General features: G+C 52.6%; 21 protein-coding genes. 2 read left to right on the top strand and 19 right to left on the bottom strand.

What is annotated here, in order from left to right:
• Positions 1–4: 4 nt before the first annotated feature.
• The 7 genes from rpiB to ACFWUB_RS09105 all read right to left on the bottom strand — a co-directional run bounded on the left by rpiB (position 5) and on the right by ACFWUB_RS09105 (position 6,434).
• Positions 5–442 (bottom strand): ribose 5-phosphate isomerase B, encoded by a 438-nt coding sequence (rpiB, locus tag ACFWUB_RS09135; protein WP_014017127.1) that lies wholly within the window; start codon positions 440–442, stop codon positions 5–7.
• A gap of 70 nt (positions 443–512) precedes the next feature.
• Positions 513–1,565 (bottom strand): L-threonylcarbamoyladenylate synthase, encoded by a 1,053-nt coding sequence (locus ACFWUB_RS09130; RefSeq protein WP_416183845.1) that lies wholly within the window; start codon positions 1,563–1,565, stop codon positions 513–515.
• 5 nt (positions 1,566–1,570) lie between these two features.
• On the bottom strand, positions 1,571–2,428 hold the full coding sequence (prmC, locus tag ACFWUB_RS09125; RefSeq protein ID WP_292108339.1) for a peptide chain release factor N(5)-glutamine methyltransferase: 858 nt from the start codon (positions 2,426–2,428) through the stop codon (positions 1,571–1,573).
• A complete protein-coding gene (gene prfA, locus ACFWUB_RS09120) occupies positions 2,421–3,509 on the bottom strand; it encodes a peptide chain release factor 1 (protein WP_287046320.1) in 1,089 nt (362 codons plus the stop codon). Before prfA ends, prmC begins: the two co-directional genes overlap by 8 nt.
• Positions 3,510–3,519: 10 nt before the next feature.
• Positions 3,520–4,434, bottom strand: coding sequence for a DUF1385 domain-containing protein (locus ACFWUB_RS09115; RefSeq protein ID WP_192813546.1), 915 nt, complete (start codon positions 4,432–4,434; stop codon positions 3,520–3,522).
• A gap of 48 nt (positions 4,435–4,482) precedes the next feature.
• Positions 4,483–4,692, bottom strand: coding sequence for a 50S ribosomal protein L31 (gene rpmE / locus ACFWUB_RS09110; RefSeq protein WP_014017132.1), 210 nt, complete (start codon positions 4,690–4,692; stop codon positions 4,483–4,485).
• A gap of 50 nt (positions 4,693–4,742) precedes the next feature.
• Positions 4,743–6,434, bottom strand: coding sequence for an AAA family ATPase (locus ACFWUB_RS09105; protein WP_416183844.1), 1,692 nt, complete (start codon positions 6,432–6,434; stop codon positions 4,743–4,745).
• Between the two features lie 138 nt (positions 6,435–6,572).
• On the opposite strand from ACFWUB_RS09105, the gene ACFWUB_RS09100 reads away from it, so the two are divergent.
• Together ACFWUB_RS09100 and ACFWUB_RS09095 are read left to right on the top strand one after the other, a co-directional pair.
• The gene (locus ACFWUB_RS09100; protein ID WP_020310575.1) at positions 6,573–7,151 is read left to right on the top strand and encodes a helix-turn-helix domain-containing protein; all 579 of its coding nucleotides are present in this window, start codon (positions 6,573–6,575) and stop codon (positions 7,149–7,151) included.
• Entirely contained in the window at positions 7,118–7,993 is an 876-nt protein-coding gene (locus ACFWUB_RS09095; RefSeq protein ID WP_416184399.1) for an IS3 family transposase, read from the top strand. Before ACFWUB_RS09100 ends, ACFWUB_RS09095 begins: the two co-directional genes overlap by 34 nt.
• A gap of 625 nt (positions 7,994–8,618) precedes the next feature.
• Here the strand turns inward: ACFWUB_RS09095 and ACFWUB_RS09090 are convergent.
• The 12 genes from ACFWUB_RS09090 to ACFWUB_RS09035 all read right to left on the bottom strand — a co-directional run bounded on the left by ACFWUB_RS09090 (position 8,619) and on the right by ACFWUB_RS09035 (position 17,229).
• Complete coding sequence (locus ACFWUB_RS09090; RefSeq protein ID WP_292108351.1) at positions 8,619–9,110, bottom strand: tetratricopeptide repeat protein; 492 nt, start codon at positions 9,108–9,110, stop codon at positions 8,619–8,621.
• A 210-nt stretch (positions 9,111–9,320) separates the two neighbouring features.
• The gene (locus tag ACFWUB_RS09085; RefSeq protein ID WP_416184398.1) at positions 9,321–9,686 is read right to left on the bottom strand and encodes an ATP-binding domain-containing protein; all 366 of its coding nucleotides are present in this window, start codon (positions 9,684–9,686) and stop codon (positions 9,321–9,323) included.
• A 484-nt stretch (positions 9,687–10,170) separates the two neighbouring features.
• Complete coding sequence (locus ACFWUB_RS09080) at positions 10,171–11,028, bottom strand: nuclease-related domain-containing protein (protein ID WP_292108350.1); 858 nt, start codon at positions 11,026–11,028, stop codon at positions 10,171–10,173.
• Positions 11,000–12,355: a hypothetical protein gene (locus ACFWUB_RS09075; RefSeq protein ID WP_416183843.1), complete on the bottom strand. Its 1,356-nt coding sequence runs from the start codon at positions 12,353–12,355 to the stop codon at positions 11,000–11,002. The genes ACFWUB_RS09080 and ACFWUB_RS09075 overlap by 29 nt, the downstream gene beginning before the upstream one ends.
• Positions 12,356–12,592: 237 nt before the next feature.
• Entirely contained in the window at positions 12,593–13,135 is a 543-nt protein-coding gene (locus ACFWUB_RS09070) for a hemerythrin domain-containing protein (protein WP_239639606.1), read from the bottom strand.
• A 37-nt stretch (positions 13,136–13,172) separates the two neighbouring features.
• Complete coding sequence (locus tag ACFWUB_RS09065) at positions 13,173–13,766, bottom strand: hypothetical protein (RefSeq protein ID WP_020310428.1); 594 nt, start codon at positions 13,764–13,766, stop codon at positions 13,173–13,175.
• A gap of 14 nt (positions 13,767–13,780) precedes the next feature.
• Complete coding sequence (locus ACFWUB_RS09060; RefSeq protein ID WP_020310427.1) at positions 13,781–14,023, bottom strand: DUF1858 domain-containing protein; 243 nt, start codon at positions 14,021–14,023, stop codon at positions 13,781–13,783.
• A gap of 236 nt (positions 14,024–14,259) precedes the next feature.
• A complete protein-coding gene (locus ACFWUB_RS09055) occupies positions 14,260–14,994 on the bottom strand; it encodes a YebC/PmpR family DNA-binding transcriptional regulator (RefSeq protein WP_014016003.1) in 735 nt (244 codons plus the stop codon).
• Between the two features lie 14 nt (positions 14,995–15,008).
• Positions 15,009–15,581 (bottom strand): RNA methyltransferase, encoded by a 573-nt coding sequence (locus tag ACFWUB_RS09050; RefSeq protein WP_020310426.1) that lies wholly within the window; start codon positions 15,579–15,581, stop codon positions 15,009–15,011.
• Entirely contained in the window at positions 15,581–16,315 is a 735-nt protein-coding gene (gene trmD / locus ACFWUB_RS09045) for a tRNA (guanosine(37)-N1)-methyltransferase TrmD (protein ID WP_020310425.1), read from the bottom strand. The genes ACFWUB_RS09050 and trmD overlap by 1 nt, the downstream gene beginning before the upstream one ends.
• The gene (rimM, locus tag ACFWUB_RS09040; RefSeq protein WP_020310424.1) at positions 16,312–16,815 is read right to left on the bottom strand and encodes a ribosome maturation factor RimM; all 504 of its coding nucleotides are present in this window, start codon (positions 16,813–16,815) and stop codon (positions 16,312–16,314) included. The genes trmD and rimM overlap by 4 nt, the downstream gene beginning before the upstream one ends.
• Before the next feature lie 6 nt (positions 16,816–16,821).
• Complete coding sequence (locus ACFWUB_RS09035) at positions 16,822–17,229, bottom strand: YlqD family protein (protein ID WP_020310423.1); 408 nt, start codon at positions 17,227–17,229, stop codon at positions 16,822–16,824.
• Positions 17,230–17,234 lie beyond the last annotated feature (5 nt).

The following is a 17,234-nucleotide window of genomic DNA, read 5'->3' as shown; positions in this document are numbered from 1 at the left end:
TTTCCTATTTATCCATTTCTGCAATCTTGGCGACGCGGACAGCGTGGCGGCCGCCATCAAAACCAGTGGAGAGGAAGATACGGACGATTTCTCTGGCCAGGCCCGGGCCGATGACGCGGCCGCCCATGGTCAGGATGTTGGCGTCATTGTGGCGGCGGCAGTATTCTGCCGAGAAGCAGTCGTGGCAGAGAGCGGCCCGGATGCCGTGGACTTTGTTGGCAGCAATGCCGATGCCGATACCTGTGCCGCAGACGAGGATGCCCCGGTCGAAAGTGCCATCAGCGACGGCTTCAGCGACTTTCTTGGCAATGTCCGGATAATCGCAGCGTTCGCCCGTCAGGGTGCCGTAATCGGTGAATTCAATGCCTTGTTCCTTCAAATATTCTTTGATGTTTTCTTTCAGGTCAAATCCGCCGTGATCGGCGCCGAGTACTAATTTCATAATCAATTCCTCCCATATATGCTGATAAATTCAGTTTTATTATACCCCTTTCGGAGTCATGTGAAAAGGTTTAACCGACAATGACCACGTGGCCGCCGGCAGCTTTTTTCATGCGGTTCATGATAGCCAGGCCCAATCCCTCATCGTCGATGCCTTCGGCCAGGATGATATCGACCTGGTTGCTGTCAAAGGACAAGAGGCCCGTGTAGAGCTGGTTGGCCAGGGCTTCCTTGTCGCCATGGCGACCCCAGATATACATATCTTTATGTGGGAACGAGGCCCCTACTTCTTCGCTGACCAAAAAGCCGACGGTTTTGCCTTCGCCCTTGGCCTGGTCGTATAAGGCCTGCAGTTTTTCCGTCACCTTGTCGACAGGGCCGACGACGACGGTCATCGGTGCCGATGGCGCATAGTGGCGGTATTTCATGCCCGGCGCCTTGGGGACGCCCTTGCCCGTGACCAGCGTCGTATCGAGCTGGACGTGAGGTACGACTTCCTGAAGCATCTCGACAGTGACGCCGCCGGGACGCAGGATGGTGACGCCGTCGTCGCCGTTACATTCGACAATCGTCGATTCGACGCCGATGTGGCAGGGACCGCCGTCGATGACCATATCGACGCGGCCGTCCATGTCGTGCATGACTTCTTCGGCCGTCGTCGGGCTGGGCCGGGTCGACAGGTTGGCGCTGGGACCGGCTACGGGGACGCCGGCACAGCGCAGGAAGGCCCGGCAGATATCGTGGTCCGGGCAGCGCAGGGCTACCGTATCAAGGCCGCCCGTCGCCGCATCAGGCACGATGGGCTTGCGCGGCAGGACGATGGTCAGCGGTCCCGGCCAGAAGCGGTCCATGAGCTTCTGTGCCGTCGGCGGGATGACAGCCGCTGCCTGGCGGGCCCCTTCTTCGTCGGGCACGGTCAGGATGAGCGGGTTATCGCTGGGCCGGCCTTTGGCGACGTAAATGCTGCGGCACGCGTCGGCGTCGAGGCCATTGGCACCGATACCGTAGACCGTTTCCGTCGGAAAGACGACCAGGCCGCCGTCGCGGATGATCTGGCCCGCTTCTTCGAGGATGGCTTTCTGTTTCTCTATGTCCGTAATTTCTACAAGTTTCGTCTGTTTCATCGTCTCTACTCTTTTCTGGAAAATACGAGGACCCTGTCGATGCCGCCGTAATCCTTGACGGTCTGTTCGTGGTCATAGGCGCCATGGCGGCAGAAAACAGCCGTCACGGCGTCGGCCTGGCCGGCGCCGATTTCGACGGCACAGTGGCCGCCGGCTTTGACGTAAGCCGGGCTTTCTGCGGCGATGCGGCGATAGAATTCCAGTCCGTCGTCGCCGCCGTACAGGGCCAGGGCCGGGTCGTGGCGCACTTCCGGCTGGAGATGTTCCATATCGCCCTTGGTCAGGTACGGCGGATTGGACACCAGCCAGTCACAAGCGCCTTGCGGAACCTTGGTGAATAAATCGCTTTCGATCCAGGTCACGCGGCCGTCTAGGCCCAGGGTACGGCCATTTTCAGCGGCTATGGCCAGGGCTTTGGGCGAAATGTCGACGCCCTTCCCCGTGGCCTGCGGCAGATAGTGGAGCAGGCTGAGGATGATGGCCCCGCTGCCCGTACCGATGTCGATGATGGCCGGCGCCGTCCCTTCGGCAGCGGCGACGACAGTCTCGACGAGCATTTCCGTTTCCGGCCTGGGAATGAGGACGTCTTCACTGACCTTGAAATCGAGGCCCATGAAGGCCTTGGTACCCAGGATGTGGGCTACAGACAGGCGGTCAGCCCGCTGTTTGACCATCGCCCGGTAGGCGGCCAGTTCTTCACCGTTCATGGGTTCGTCATAATGGGCGTACAGGTAGATGCGCTCTTTATGCAAGACGTGGGCCAGGAGGATTTCCGCATCGAGGCGCGGCGAATCGATGCCTTTGCCGGCAAAGTACTGTTGCGTCCATTGCAGCAAGGCACCGATAGTCCAAATCTTATTCATCTTCGGCTTCTTTCATCAATTCCGCCCGGCGGGCTTCGGCCAGGGCCTGGATGAATTCGTCGATATCGCCGTTGAGAATGTTATCCAGCTTGTACAGGGTCAGGTTGATGCGATGGTCCGTCACGCGGCCCTGCGGGAAGTTATACGTGCGGATACGTTCGCTGCGGTCGCCCGTACCGACCTGGCTGCGCCGTTCTTCCGTCAATTCGGCATCGGCCTTCTGCTGGGCCTGGTCGAGGAGGCGGGCTTTCAGGACGCGCAGGGCCTTGGCACGGTTTTCCAGCTGGGACCGTTCATCCTGACATTCGACGACCATCCCAGTCGGGATATGGGTCATGCGGACGGCAGAACTCGTCTTATTGACGTGCTGGCCGCCGGCACCGGAGGCGCGGAAATAGTCGACGCGGACGTCGTCCATGTTGAGGTCGATTTCGACGTCTTCCGCTTCCGGCAGGACGGCAACGGTTGCCGTCGACGTGTGGATACGGCCGCCGGCTTCGGTGACGGGCACGCGCTGGACGCGGTGGACGCCCGATTCATATTTCAACTTGCCATAGACGCCAGAGCCTTCGACGGAGAAGACGACTTCCTTGAAGCCGCCCAGTTCCGGTGCGTTGGAACTGATGATGCTCGTCTTCCATCCCGGCTGTTTTTCGATGTATTTCATGTACATGCGGAACAAGTCGCCGGCAAAGAGGGCTGCTTCGTCGCCGCCGGCTCCGGCGCGGATTTCCATGATGACGTTCTTGTCATCCCGCGGGTCCTTGGGCAGCATGAGGACGTGCAGCTGGTCTTCCAGATCGGCCTGTTCCTTAGTGAGGCCGTTCATTTCTTCCTTGGCCATGGCGATGAGGTCATCGTCGCTGTCGGGATCGTCGATGATTTCCTTGTCGCCGTCGATGGTGCTGGTAATGTCTTTGTATTTGCGGAATGTTTCGACAATCGGCATCAGCGAAGCGTGTTCCTTGGTCAGTTTCTGCCATTCGTCCTGACGGGCGATGACAGACGGGTCGCTGATCTGCTGTTCCAGGTCCATGAATTTATTCTCTACGGCCTGGACTTTATCCATAAAAGAGCTCATAAGGTCCTCCTCATTTCAATTCGTTCGATTCATTTTCTTCATCAGCCGGCTTGGCGGCGTTGAGGGCTTCGATAGCCACTTCGATCTGGTCGGCATGGGGTTCCCGCGTCGTCAGATACTGGAGCCACAGGCCCGGACGGAATAAGGCTTGAATGACCGGATTCTGGGTGCGGCCGGCGAGGCGTATCATTTCATAACTGATGCCGGCGACGACGGGCATGAGCAGCACGCGGGATGCGATGCGTTCGACGAGATTCGGCCAGCCCAAAAAGGCAAAGACGAAAATCGACACGACCATGACGATGAGCAGGAAATTCGTACCGCACCGCGGATGGAGGCGGCTGTGGCGCTTGACGTTCTCGACGGTCAGCTCTTCTCCCGATTCATACGTCCAAATGGTCTTGTGTTCGGCACCATGGTATTCAAAGACGCGGCGGATGTCCGACGTCAGGGAAATCCCCCATATATATAATAGAAATATAGCGAGGCGCAGGACCCCTTCGACGACGTTCAGGCGAAAGGCACTGTCAGCCACGCCGGGAATGAACTTGGCTGCATACGTCGGGATGGCCAGGAAAAAGACGATGGCCAGGACGACAGACACGGCCATAGTCAGGGCCATCTGCGTGTTCGACAGCTGCTCATCTTCTTCACCGGCAGCCTGGGCCGAATAGGACAGGCTCTTCATGCCGTATACCAGGGACTCGCACAAGGCAACACTGCCCCGCAAAAAAGGCTTCTTCAAAATCGGATACCGTTCGGTAATGGAGTGAACGGCGTCTTTCTTTACAGTAATTTCACCGGACGGCGTCCGCACTGCTGTGGCAATGCTGACAGGACCGCGCATCATAACCCCTTCGATGACGGCCTGGCCGCCGACGTACGTCTTCGGTTTCTTCAAAGAGTTGCCTCCATTTCTGTACATACAAATAGAGCAGAGCATTTCTGCTCTGCTGCCCACTTGTACTGCTGCTTATTTAGCTGTTTTACCATAACGTTTATTGAACTGTTCGATACGGCCGCGAGCCTGCTGAGCGCGCTGCTGCCCCGTAAAGAACGGATGGCATTTGGAGCAAATTTCAACACGCAGTTCCGGTTTCGTAGAACCTGTTTCAAACGTATTGCCGCATGCGCAAGTAACTTTCGCATTCGGGTAGTACTTCGGATGAATACCTTCTTTCACCACTTACACCTCTTTCTGTATCAATCATTCAAAACCTATGCTAGAATAGTTTAGCACATTGGCCCTTGAAATGCAAGGATTTTTTTCCCGCAAAAGGCGATACCGTATTTCCATACACGCTGAATTCCCCGCTGGCGGAATTCCGTCACGTATTCTCTTTCTTCAATCTGCTGCAACGCCTCTTTGGCCTTCGCCGCCATGTCAGCTTCCCTCGAAGCCACTTTGAATTCCATGATGACGCCGGCCTTAGACACATCCTTGGGAATAATTGCCAGGTCGAAGCGGCCGTACCCGCTTTCCCGGTTCGATTCGATAATATAATCGGATACAAATAACGCCGTCATGCCAAGGACGAAGCCGTGATAGAAACTTTCTTTATTGGCCGTATCATATACGCTGACCAGGTCCCGGAGATAGCCTCCCAGCAGTTCCGAAAAGGCCTTTCCGTTGCCTGAAAGTAAATCATCGAACATGGTTTCCAGCCGGGACACGGAAAATCGACCTCTCATCTTGTCAAGGATTTCAAAACGATATACATCCTGTACTTCCCGGTTGGGAATGACCAATTCACAGCGTATGCCGCCGATTCCCCGCTTGCGGCTGACAGCCGTCAAATAGCCCGTCGTCAGCAGCATCGTATAGAGGGCATCCGTATCCCGGCCAATATCTTCATAAATGACGCCTTCCCGTATCAAAGCCGTCACATGGCGCCCCTGTAAAAGAGACAGTAAATCCGTCTCCGTTTCAGCCGTCACATGGCGCAGCATTTCCCGGATAATGCCATTTCCCGACGTATTGACCCAATAATCTCCGACATCACCGTGACGGAAAAAATTGACAATCGACCAGGGATTATAAATCTCCGCCCCACCGAAGAGATAGCCATCATACCACGCTTTCAAGGCCGGAAGGGCCGTGGTCATGGAAAGGTCTTCTGCCATCTGGGCCACTTCCTGTGGCGTAAATCCAATGACATCCCGATAGGCAGCATCCATGACGGAGCAAACGTCGAGATTATTCAAATCGCTGAAAATACTCTCTTTGGCCACCCGCAGGACCCCCGTCAGTACGGCAAAATCCAAGTCGCGATTGCCCTTCAGGACACTGCCCAGGAACTGTTTCATAAAAGCGATGCACTCTGTATAAAAGCCATGTTCCCAAGCCTGCTGAATCGGCGCATCGTATTCATCGAGCAATAAAATGACAGGCTTGCCGAAATGCTGATGCATCATCTTGACCAATAGTGTCAGGGCCAGCTGCATTTCATTCTGCCCGGCCCCCTGCTGTTTCAGTGCCAGGAAGCGCCTGCGTAAATCCGGGTTCACAGCCGGACTCTCTGCCAAATACTCATGGTCGATGAACCAATAACTAATCCAGGAACTCAGGGATTGCAGCATCTGCGGCCAAGTAAGGTCCTTCAAATCTTTCAAAGACAAGAACAGCACCGGATACTGGCCGCGATGGGCCATGTAGGCAGCGCCGGCTCCTTCGATAGCCAGTCCGTCGAAGAGACGGCGGCTCTGTGCCTCTTTTTCGATAGAAAAGAAATGCTCCAGCATACTCAGGGTCAAGGTCTTACCGAACCGCCGCGGCCGCGTAATCAGCGTCACCGCACTGTGCCCGTCGATGAGCTGGCGGATAAAATCCGTCTTGTCGACGAAATAATAATGCTTACTCCGTATATCAAAAAAATTATCGACACCAATCGGCATCTGCCACTTCATACCATCACCTTCTTTCATAGGCGGGGGCCTTCTCCTGTTCTTTGTCTTTTATTATAACAAGAATCACGAGAAACAAAAAGAGGAGCCACGCCATGAAGGGTGAGCTGCCCCCCAATAGTTAGACCAAAAATCTAACGATTGGGGGTCAGTTTTTTTATGGCAAAACACAGTTATGAATTTAAGAAAAAAATAGTACTGGAATACTTGAGCAGTGACGAAGGGTGTACTTCTATTTCACGTAAATATGGAATGGAAAGTAGCAGCCAATTGCTAAAGTGGACTGCAGCCTACAAAGCATTTGGAGATGATGGATTGAAAAGATCTCGCTCCCGAAAAATATACTCTTTCAAAGAGAAACTTTCTGTGGTACAGTCTTACTTAACAAGCGAATTTTCATATCAGGAACTAGCCCTTCAAGTAGGAATCAACAATCCGACAATGATTGCCAGATGGGTCAATGAATTTAAAATAGCTGGGCCGGATGCATTACGGCCACATAGGAAAGGCAGGAGAAGAACTTTGAGCGAATCACGAACCAGAAAACCAGATACTCAGGAGCAGAAGCCAGTCGTCGATGCCAGCGTGGAACATGTCCAGGAGTTAGAGGATGAAAATCTCAAACTCCGGATAGAGAATGCTTTTTTAAAAGAACTGAGGAGACTGCGTTTAGAGGACGAAGCAAAAACGAGAGGGTTGCAAAAATCATCTGCAGTCTCCGAAGATCATTCAAATTAAACGATCTTCTCTCCTATACGCAGATGCCCAAGGCAACCTATATGTACTGGCAGAAACGGTTTGACCGTGAGAATCCCGATCAAGAACTAGAAGACAAAATACAGGAAATCCGTAGCCAGCATAAAGATTATGGCTATCGGCGCATGACCGGTGAATTAAAGAATCAAGGGTATTGCGTGAACAAGAAGAAAGTCCAACGTATCATGCAGAAACTAGGCCTTCAGGTAACATCCTTTACTCGAAAAAGCCGTAAATACAGCTCTTATAGAGGCAAGGTAGGAACCGTGGCTCCGAATCGGATACGACGTCGTTTTAACACGACTATTCCGCACCAGAAGATTACAACCGACACGTCAGAATTCAAATACTATGAAGTAGATACACAGGGACATCTGACCCTGCACAAGCTTTATCTGGATCCTTTCCTGGACATGTTCAACAATGAAATCATCAGTTATGGAATAGCGAAACATCCTTCGGCTAAAAGCATACTGGAAGCTCAGGCTGAAGCAATCAAAATCACGGCTGATTGTCCGTATCGAAGAACGTTTCACTCCGATCAGGGCTGGGCATATCAAATGAAAGCCTATACCCAGAATCTTAAAGAAGAACGAATTTTTCAGAGCATGTCTCGAAAGGGCAACTGTCATGATAACGCTGTCATGGAGAACTTCTTCGGCTTAATGAAGCAAGAAATGTATTATGGGGTGATTTACTACAGCTATGAGGAACTAAAAGCCGCTATCGAACGATATATCAAATACTATAATGAGCAAAGAATCAAAGAAAAACTAGGTTGGAAAAGTCCTGTACAATACAGAATTTTCCGACAGACAGCATAAAAAAAGTAACGAGACAGTAAAAACTGTCTCGTTACCAAGGTCTAACTTTTTGGGGTCACATCACTGCGAGCAGACGCCGGCGAACTGTTTTTATTTTATAAATCTGTTACCGCACGTAGCGACAACAGATTCAGAAAAATAACATCGCTTCGAGTGACCCTCCGCTTGTGACAATAGCCGCGGCTCGTAAAAGCCTGCCATTATGCTTGAATAGGCTATGGTCGAATCTCACAAGCGGGACGCCCAGCCACAGCTGTCCGTTTTGGCAGCCGTCCTGCACCTCCCGACGGTCGGCACCTGACGGGCCAAAAAGGCTTGGGACAGCCCCTACGCACAAGGCCGTTGGCCGTGATTTTTTTGTGGTCTGCAAGACCGCGGCGGACTGCCATCTGCGACCAGCGAACTGCGTTTATTTCATGAATTTATTGCGGCGAAGCCGCATCCGTAGGGGCCGTCCCAAACCATTCTGATTTTTCAGGTGCAGGATGGTTACCCGGACGGATGGTAGCGGCGGGCGGCCCGCTACGCGCTGAGGGCTTCCCGAAGCGTCGTTGTCAGTTTGAGTTTGTCGCGGCGAAGCCGCATCTGATTCCGAGGCGACCGGCGACCGGCGGCCTGCGCTCACTTATTTCCCATGGGGTGCATAACCGTTGATGGCGGCCAGGCGGATCAGTTTTTCGCCTTTTTCGCTGTCTTTCGGGACGCCGATGCCTTCTTTATACATCTGGCCCAGCCAATATTGGGCCACGGCGGCTTCGACGTTGAGTTCACCGCCCTGCAAGGCTTGTTCAAAGTAATGGCGGGCTTTGGCATAATTCCGTGTGACGCCGCGTCCCAGGAGATAGAGCATCCCCAGCATAGCCTGGGCTTCTGGCAGTCCCTGTTCAGCGGCTTTGGTGTACCAAAAGGCAGCTTTTTCATCTTTTTTGTAACTGTAAAAATAGGCATCGCCTAAATAGTTCTGAGCGTCCCGGTCACCCTGGGTGGCTGCATTTTCTATCAGCATCCAGCCCACTTTATCGGCATCCCGGACGTGGCCGCCGTCAGAGAGGAGTTCTAAGCCCCACGTATACAAATTGATGGCCTGATTCTTCTTGGTCTGTTCGCTTCTGTCCATGACTATCCCTCCTGTGAAATACAATTTATATCTTCACTATAGCATCTGAGTAGGACAGGTTTTGTCATGGCGAGGCAAAAAGACGCTGTCGCACGACGACAGTGCCTTTTTTAGCAGTCAGCGGATGGAGTTAAATTTAAAAGCAACCTCTCAGTCAGCTTCGCTGACAGCTCTCCTAGAAAGAGAGCCTTTCACTGGCCTGCGCTCCCATTAGTCCGCTTCTAAGTGCAGGGTTTTGACCAGTCCGCTGCGGTTATGCTTGACCGGTTCGTCGGTCAGGGCATCCAGGATGGGGCCGTAGTTTTTCTTTTCGATGTCTTCGCAGAAGGCGATTTTCAGGTACATCGTAGCCCGCGAGGAGCCGACGTAGATGAGGCGCTGCATGAGGTCGTCCGGGAGTTCCGACAGATTGACGTCGATGAGGAGGACCGCCGTGGCTTCGAGGCCCTTGAATTTCCGTACCGACGTGAAGAGGATTTTGCCGTCTTCCGGTTCCGTCGTGACGGGAATCCCGTTGAGGGTCCGGCAGCCTTTGAGGCCGCTATGGCCGACGGAGTGGGCCGTGAGGATGACCATGTCTTTCAGGGCAACGCCTTGCTGGCACATGTCCTTGACGAAGCGGTCTGCCTGTTTCTGCAGTTCTTTTTCGTTCCCATAAAAGACGGCTTTCGGCGTCATGCCCTGGATGGTGTTGACATAACTGTCTTTCATGTGCATCAACTTGCCGATGGACGTGGCGATTTCAGCGGTATTGCGGCAATTCTTATAGAGGACCAGGCGACATTCGGCATTCTTATCGATCCAGCCCGTCGTCTTGCGGCTCATGATGTACTGATTGCGGTCGTAAAAGATGTAGAAACAGCCGTCCTGTAATTCTGCCAGGAAGCTCAGGGGTTCCAGGATAGAGTCGCTCAGGTCCTGGCCTTCGTCGACGACGATGTTGGGATACGCCCAGTCATCATCATTGAATTCGCTTTCAAAGTACTGTTCAAAGACGGCAACGACTTTATTGAGGGGCAAGGTGTCGTCCTGGAGGATTTCTTCAGCCAAAGTGCGTACATTATGGAAGGTAATCTGCGGATCGTGATAATGGCGTCGCAGGTACTGCAGGAGGAATTCGTTGAAACACAGATAGAGGGCCTTTTTTCCCTGACTGGCCAGCATCCGCGCTTTTTCTACGGCCAGCATAGTCTTGCCCGTGCCGGCCGGGCCCGTAAATGGCCGCCGTCCGCTGTTCCTGCAAGAACCGGAGTATAGAGAATTGCTGGTTCGTCAGCTGGACGTAGGACGTCTTCGTTTCCCGGCTGCTGCTGGAAATCGTTTCGGCAATGCGGAAAGACGGCATGAGTGTCTGGATGAGGGCTTTGAATTCCGGCGGCTTCAACGGTGTAAAGGACCGGCCCAGGTGGTCTTTCCAATAGGCATAAACCTTGTCCAGGGCTTCTTCCGGATGTGCTAAACTCAGCTGGTCCAGGATGATTTCCGGAACGGCTTCGGCTGGCAGACGCAGTTTCGAATCCATGGCGACCGACGTGAACCAGGCCGCCCGGCCAATCATGGGACAGTCATAGGGGAAATGCTGGCGCAGGATCCGCTGGATACGGTACTGCGTTTCCGCAGCCTGTCCTAAGGGATTGATGCGTTTTTTGCTGTTATTCCTGCGGTTGATTTGGATCCAACTGCCTTCTTCATAGCCGATACCGCCGGATTTGACTTCGATGGACAAGATGCCCTTGGTCGGGTGGAAAATGATAAAGTCGCCTTCCCCTTCACTCCGGTATTGGCCCGGTTCGCCGAGCCAGCGGAAGGAATGGAAGACGACATATCCGTCACTTAATTGTTGTAAGGCCTGATAGACCTGTATTTCGCCATCGCTGCCATGAAAATCGTCATCGATGGTCGGATAAAAACGTGCCATGCAGTATCTTTCTTTTCTCTGTATCTTCTGTCTTCGTGTTCTCCTTATTATACCAGGGATACTTCAGGGACGGAAGGGTGCCGAATTCTTTCAGCCGGGCTTTGAGCTGTTTTTGAAGTCCATGTTGCCAGAGATAACGGTCGATCATTTCTTTTTGGGCATACAACACGCTGTCTTCGACTTGATGGCGCGTGAAGGTATTCAGGCCATCGATTTCTAAGAGGCATGTATTCAGGCGTCCCACCAGTTCCCAGCAGGCCATCTTATCTTCCGTGACGGCCTGGTACTGTTCTTTCAATTCTTCGCGCATATGGTAATAGTCCGTCAGCGAATGGACGTTGGAAAGTCTGTCTTTTTCCAGGACGGCTTCTGCTTTCTCGGCGACGCCAGCCCGTTCGAAGTCGTAGAAGTGGCAGTCGTTCAGGAGGTAGCCATGGGTGTATTTTCCCAGTTGTTCGTTGAAATTCAGGGTAAAGACGGCATGGCAGCGTTCACATTCAACGGTCTGTACCATATTCGGCAGATTATGGATCAGCAGGTTCCCCTGTTCATCACGGTGATTACAGACGGGTTCCCAGGCATAACGGCGCCGGCTTTCCTGCAAGGTCGTGCCGGCCTTTTTGAAGCAGTCTTCGATAAGCATGAGCGCTTCGTCCATATTGAGCCCCGGGATGTCGTCGAGGAGATTGACCGTACAATCATAATAATCGAGAGTATTAAAGATGGGCACGGAAAAGCTCAGTACCCAAAATGTCCTGAATGTCATCTGCTGGTACAGGGGAAAGAGGATGCTGCGGATGTGTTTGGCTGAAAAGTCATCGTAATAGGACAGGTCCAGGGTGATGTAATCCAATTTCTCTAAGATAGCCGTTTGTCGACGGATTTCACGCTGGAGCAGTTCGGCCTGGATTTTAAGGTTATTGTGGAAAAAGGTGACATCTTTGGGCGTGAACTGCTGCATCTTGTCCAAAATATGATTGGATTTTTCGAGGTGTGCTATGAAATCCGGCTTGAGAAGGTCATCCAGGCTGTTATATCTAAAGACTTCATTGTAGCTGTATTCGTGCGTATCCGGGTCAATTTTCAGCGAAAAAACAGTATGGCATTTTTTGCAGATATACGTATCATGACAATTCTTGGCGCTATCTATCATCGTCAGGGAGCTGGCATCCTCAAAGAGCAGATGACCATCACTGTCGCGATGTTCGCAGCAGTCGCGTTCTTTAAGGACCGCCCGACATTCGTCCACGTCAAGGGCAAATTTCTTATAGCAGTTATAGATGAACTGGATATCTTGCTGTGCTTGTACTACGTCAATCTGTTTCATTCCTATCGCCTCCTTGGACATATTATTATACATCAATAAGAGGACAAAATGTGTCTTGGCATAAAAAAAACTTGTCGCCGTGCGACAAGTTTTTTTAGTGGTTAGTGGTTAGTGGTTAGTGGCTAGCAATGGGTAAAAATTTTAAGCCATCTTCTACAAACTCCGTACTACAAACTATGTAAAAAGAGCAACCTCTCAGTCAGCTTCGCTGACAGCTCTCCTATGAGGAGAGCCGGGCTACGCGATTTTATATTTCTTTTCCAGGCGGTCCAGGAGTTCCATGTAGCCTTTTACGAATTCCGGGCCTTCTTCTTGTTCCATGTCTTTTACAGTCTGGTCGATTTTAGCTTTGATATCATCGGACAGGCCGCGGTCGGCTAAGGGGTAGACGACGTTGTTTTCTTTTTCTACGTGCTGCTGCAGGCGGTTGGCATAGGCCATGGCTTCGGTCAGGACCTGGAGTTTATATTCCGTCTTCGGTTCCTGGGCGTAGAGTTTGAGGGCTTCGTCGAGGGCCCGGACATGGGCACGGATGAGGTCGTGTTCGACGAGCATGCCGTGCTTGATGATGATGGAGGCGACTTCTTCCAGGTGGTCGACCATTTCAGGGAAAAGGACGAGTTCTTCCCGGCGGTGATGGTGGCCGTCGGCATAACGGCGGATGAAATCGAGGATTTCGGCAAATTCCTGCTGGTCGATTTCAGCCCCTTCCAGAATAGCGCAACACGATTCTTTGATGACTTTCAGCATCCGTGAAATATTGGCATGTTGTTTAACCATGACTTCCGTGCAATACATAAGGCTCCCTCTCTTTCGTTTAGGCAGATTTCTTGACGATTTCATACTGGCCTTCGGCCGGGCTGGTGAAGGCGTAATCCGTAGCCGATAACAGACCGTCGACCAAGGCCTGGCGCAGGGCGTAGTAGCGGTCGCCGTGGCCCTGCCAGAATTCGCTGTGCAGGTCCATAGTCCGGTCCCAGGTGATGCGGCTGTCATCGCTTTCGCGGACGCGGTTGACCTGGTCGCAGGGCATCCCGTCCAGGAGCAGGTCGTCCAGGCGGTGGAAGGCTTCCGGGGCCGTAGTGGCATTGAGATGCTGGCTGGCACCGAAGTCATAAGCGGCCTGTTTCAGTGCCGTCAGGCGGTCTTCCTGGTCACCGGCAACGTCGAGTACCAAGGCGGCATAACGGCCTTCGGCATCGTGGATGCGCGACTGGAGCCAGCCGTGGATGTTCGATTCGTCGATGACTTCATCGAGTTTGCGGCGGTCTTTGCTGCCGTATTTGTCGACCAAATCGCTGTCGGACCAGCCCTGGCTGGATGCGTAGCGGATGAGTTCGTCGATCAGGCTTTCCTGGAACTGGATTTTATTGTATAACCAAAAATGGATGGGTCCTAAAAATGCGCTCATGATATGTCCTCCTCTTACTGTTTGTTCGCTTCAATGGCAACGTTGACGGCTTTAGTAACGATTTCCGGGTCCAGGCCGTGGACAAAGCAGGCATTGGCCAGGCTTTCCTGCTGCGACGACGGGCAGCCCAGGCAGTGCATCCCCTGAGAAATAAGGGTATCGACGACTTCCGGATGAAGACGGATGATATCGCCCATAATCATATCGGACGTAACTTTTTCATTCATTGCGAATTTATTCAAAACAGATTTCAACATAGTACCTACCTCCTAAGTAAGTGGATGAATTATATCTTATCTCTAAGTGAGGTTCTCTCAACTTCTGAACGTAGTATACCATGGATAAATAGGACAATCGGTTGTTATTACAACGGTTTGGGGATTTAGTGGCTCGTGGTTCATGGCTAGTAAAAAAGCGCTGTCTTTGCGACAGCGCCTTTTTAGGTTTGCAGCTTGCAGTTTGTAGTGAATGGTTCACTAGCCACTAACCACTCTTATTCTTCCTCTTCCGGAAGTTCTGCGTTGTGGTATACGTCCTGGACGTCGTCGAGTTCGTCGAGGGCGTCTACGAAGCGTTCCATTTTTTCAGCGTCTTCTCCCGTGAGTTTGATCGTGTTTTCCGGAACCATGGTGATCGATGCGTGTTCCGTTTCGATGTTGTTGTCAGCCAGGGCTTTTTCGACAGCGTCGAAGGCTTCCGGCGTGGTGATGATTTCGTAGTCTTCGTCGGAAACTTTTACGTCATCAGCACCGGCATCGAGGGCGACTTCCATGATCTGGTCTTCATCGGCCTGGTCGCGGTTGACGACGAAGATGCCCGTGTTGTGGAACATCCAGCTGACACAGCCCGTAGCGCCGAGGTTGCCGCCGGATTTGGAGAATTCGTGGCGGACAGCAGCGGCTGCGCGGTTGCGGTTATCCGTGAGGACGTTGACCGTAACGGCAACGCCTGCCGGGCCGTAGCCTTCGTATACGATTTCTTCGTAGTTCTGGCCTTCTGTAGCGCCAGCGCCTTTCTGGATAGCCCGTTTGATGTTATCTTTCGGGATATTGTTTTCCTTTGCTTTCTGAAGGGCCAGCTTCAGACGCATGTTGCCGACCGGGTCCGGACCGCCCATGCGGACAGCAATCGTGATTTCACGGCCGATTTTGGTCGTGATCTTACCGCGGATTGCGTCGTTTTTCCCTTTTTTACGTTTAATATTCGCCCATTTAGAATGTCCAGACATTCAAATGCCTCCCTTTATTTCCACCAATCTTCGCCGGCCAGGCGATCTAAGATGATAGCTGCTGCCGAACGGACAGATAAGTGATTATATTCCCCGGCCCCGTAAATCGGTTCCAGGATGAAATCAAATTTTTCCATCGTTTCTTTCGTCATCCCGTAGCCCGTGCCAAAGAGCAGGAGGATCGGCGTATCGTCTTCTTCCCGCTTCTGCCGCAACTCCTTATAGGAAATGGTGTTGGCATAGGTCCGCGCGTCCGTCGTGACGACGTAAGGGCGCTTCCCTTCTGCGGCGGTGACGGCTTCGACAGCCGCTTCGATGGACGGGCGGATGTCTACGATATCGAAAGCCTGGGTGCGGTAGCCGTTATAGTTGCGGCCCACCGGGCTTTCCCAGAAATCCATGATTTTATGCACCATATCGAGCTGCCCCGGAATATGGTGGATGATGAAATATTTCTTGACGCCATAAGTCTTGGCCGACCGCGAAATGTCATGCAGATCGTAGTTGGTAATAGCCGTGGCAATGACGTTGAAGTTCTTATCATATATGGGATAATGAACCAATCCGACATACAAAGGGGATTTCATCATTTCTTCGCCCCTTTCAGTTTAGCCAGTATCTTTTGGTCAGCTGGCGACAAATCGCAATGCTGCAAAAGGTCCGGCCGTAATTCCAAGGTCCGCGCCAGCGACGCTTCCCGGCGCCAGGCATCGATCTTGGCGTGGTCACCGTTCCGCAGGACCTCCGGTACGGCCATGCCGCGAAAGACGGCAGGCTTGGTATACTGCGGATATTCCAGGAGCGACGAATAGAAAGAATCGTCAGCGGCCCCGGCAGCTGCGCCGAGGACTCCGGGAATCATGCGGGCTACGGCATCGGTAACGGTCATAGCCGGCAGTTCACCGCCAGTGAGGACGTAGTCGCCGACGGAAATGGTCTCATCGGCCAAATCCTGTTCGACGCGGTAATCGACGCCTTCGTAATGGCCGCATAATAAAATAAGCTGGTCGTATGTCGCCAGCTCGCGTGCCTTGGCCTGCGTAAAGGTCTGCCCTGCGGGCCCCATGAAGATGATGCGCCGCCGCGGCACCTGACGCCGCACGGCTTCGACAGCGGCATAGAGGGGCGCTGCCTTCATGAGCATGCCGCAGCCGCCGCCATAGATGGTATCATCGACCATGTGATGACGGTCGTACGTGAAATTACGGGGATTGGTCACATCCAGATCCAACAGGCCGGCTGCCCGTGCCCGCCCGATGATGCTGTGTTGGAAGAACGTTTCGATGAGCTCCGGAAAGAGTGAGATAATGTCGATTCTCATTCGTCCACCCACTCCGGCGGATCGACGACGATCTTCTTGGCACTTTCATCAATGGACTTGATGACATCGGGAATGGCGGCCAGGAGTGTTTCCTTGCCGTCATCGGCAGTGACGACATAGACGTCGTTGCTGCCCGTGCGCAGTACGTCTGTAAGTTTTCCCAGTTCATGGCCCTGAAGGTCGTATACGGCCGAGCCGAGGATGTCGTAGATGTAGTGCTGGCCTTTCTGCAGGGGCACTAAATCTTCGCGCGGCACTTGCAGGTCTTTTTTGACCAACAGTTCCGCCGCATTGCGATCATCGACGCCGACAAATTTCATGAGGACGACCCGCTTATGAAGACGTGCGGATTCTACTTCATATTTCTTGCCGTCAATGTAGCCGTATTTCATTTTCAGGAATCGTTTCGGAAAATCCGTATCGGGATAAATACGAACATCACCCCGCACGCCGTGCGGGGCAACGATTTGACCGATTGTGAAAAGATCTAATTCAGCCATCGTATTCTATTGGCGGATAGAAACGATCTTGCCGTCTTCAAGCAGGATTTCCGTTCCCATCAATTTTTCTAAATCATCGCCGACATTGACAACGACAGTCTGTTCAAGCGTGCCTTGTCTGATTTCGGAACCGATTGTCAACTGTTCAGCTTCTTCTCTGTCGTGCTGTGCCTTAGCCTTAGCTGCGGCGAGACGCTGTTTCTGTTCTTCTACTTTAGCACGCAAGGAAATCAACCCTTGTGCATCGATTTTAGCTTGTTCGGTCATCATGCGTTTGGCCTGGAATTCCAGGTTCTGCATTTCCCGATCGATGTCACTCAGGGCCTGGTCAGCACCTTTGAGGATACGATCCTTGAGGGCCTGCGTAACCTTTGCTTTGACAGCGACAGGAACGCGCAATGTAATCTGATCCATGGTTC

The organism is Megasphaera sp. (assembly GCF_047831605.1).
Classification (GTDB): Bacteria; Bacillota; Negativicutes; order Veillonellales; family Megasphaeraceae; genus Megasphaera; species Megasphaera intestinihominis.
This window is presented reverse-complemented; position numbering and strand designations above follow the sequence as displayed.

Bases quoted from the DNA above. Each gene is read 5' to 3' on its own strand.
- ACFWUB_RS09115 (WP_192813546.1), bottom strand. From the start codon at position 4,434: ATGTACAGAAATGGAGGCAACTCTTTGAAGAAACCGAAGACGTACGTC.
- ACFWUB_RS09065 (WP_020310428.1), bottom strand. From the start codon at position 13,766: ATGAGCGCATTTTTAGGACCCATCCATTTTTGGTTATACAATAAAATC.
- rimM (WP_020310424.1), bottom strand. From the start codon at position 16,815: ATGGCTGAATTAGATCTTTTCACAATCGGTCAAATCGTTGCCCCGCAC.
- ACFWUB_RS09085 (WP_416184398.1), bottom strand. From the start codon at position 9,686: ATGGTCATCCTCACGGCCCACTCCGTCGGCCATAGCGGCCTCAAAGGC.
- ACFWUB_RS09105 (WP_416183844.1), bottom strand. From the start codon at position 6,434: ATGAAAGAAGGTGATGGTATGAAGTGGCAGATGCCGATTGGTGTCGAT.
- trmD (WP_020310425.1), bottom strand. From the start codon at position 16,315: ATGAGAATCGACATTATCTCACTCTTTCCGGAGCTCATCGAAACGTTC.
- ACFWUB_RS09060 (WP_020310427.1), bottom strand. From the start codon at position 14,023: ATGTTGAAATCTGTTTTGAATAAATTCGCAATGAATGAAAAAGTTACG.
- ACFWUB_RS09050 (WP_020310426.1), bottom strand. From the start codon at position 15,581: ATGAAATCCCCTTTGTATGTCGGATTGGTTCATTATCCCATATATGAT.
- prmC (WP_292108339.1), bottom strand. From the start codon at position 2,428: ATGAATAAGATTTGGACTATCGGTGCCTTGCTGCAATGGACGCAACAG.
- ACFWUB_RS09055 (WP_014016003.1), bottom strand. From the start codon at position 14,994: ATGTCTGGACATTCTAAATGGGCGAATATTAAACGTAAAAAAGGGAAA.
- ACFWUB_RS09130 (WP_416183845.1), bottom strand. From the start codon at position 1,565: ATGAAACAGACGAAACTTGTAGAAATTACGGACATAGAGAAACAGAAA.
- ACFWUB_RS09100 (WP_020310575.1), top strand. From the start codon at position 6,573: ATGGCAAAACACAGTTATGAATTTAAGAAAAAAATAGTACTGGAATAC.
- ACFWUB_RS09070 (WP_239639606.1), bottom strand. From the start codon at position 13,135: ATGGTTAAACAACATGCCAATATTTCACGGATGCTGAAAGTCATCAAA.
- ACFWUB_RS09080 (WP_292108350.1), bottom strand. From the start codon at position 11,028: ATGGCACGTTTTTATCCGACCATCGATGACGATTTTCATGGCAGCGAT.
- ACFWUB_RS09035 (WP_020310423.1), bottom strand. From the start codon at position 17,229: ATGGATCAGATTACATTGCGCGTTCCTGTCGCTGTCAAAGCAAAGGTT.
- ACFWUB_RS09090 (WP_292108351.1), bottom strand. From the start codon at position 9,110: ATGGACAGAAGCGAACAGACCAAGAAGAATCAGGCCATCAATTTGTAT.
- prfA (WP_287046320.1), bottom strand. From the start codon at position 3,509: ATGAGCTCTTTTATGGATAAAGTCCAGGCCGTAGAGAATAAATTCATG.
- ACFWUB_RS09075 (WP_416183843.1), bottom strand. From the start codon at position 12,355: ATGAAACAGATTGACGTAGTACAAGCACAGCAAGATATCCAGTTCATC.
- rpiB (WP_014017127.1), bottom strand. From the start codon at position 442: ATGAAATTAGTACTCGGCGCCGATCACGGCGGATTTGACCTGAAAGAA.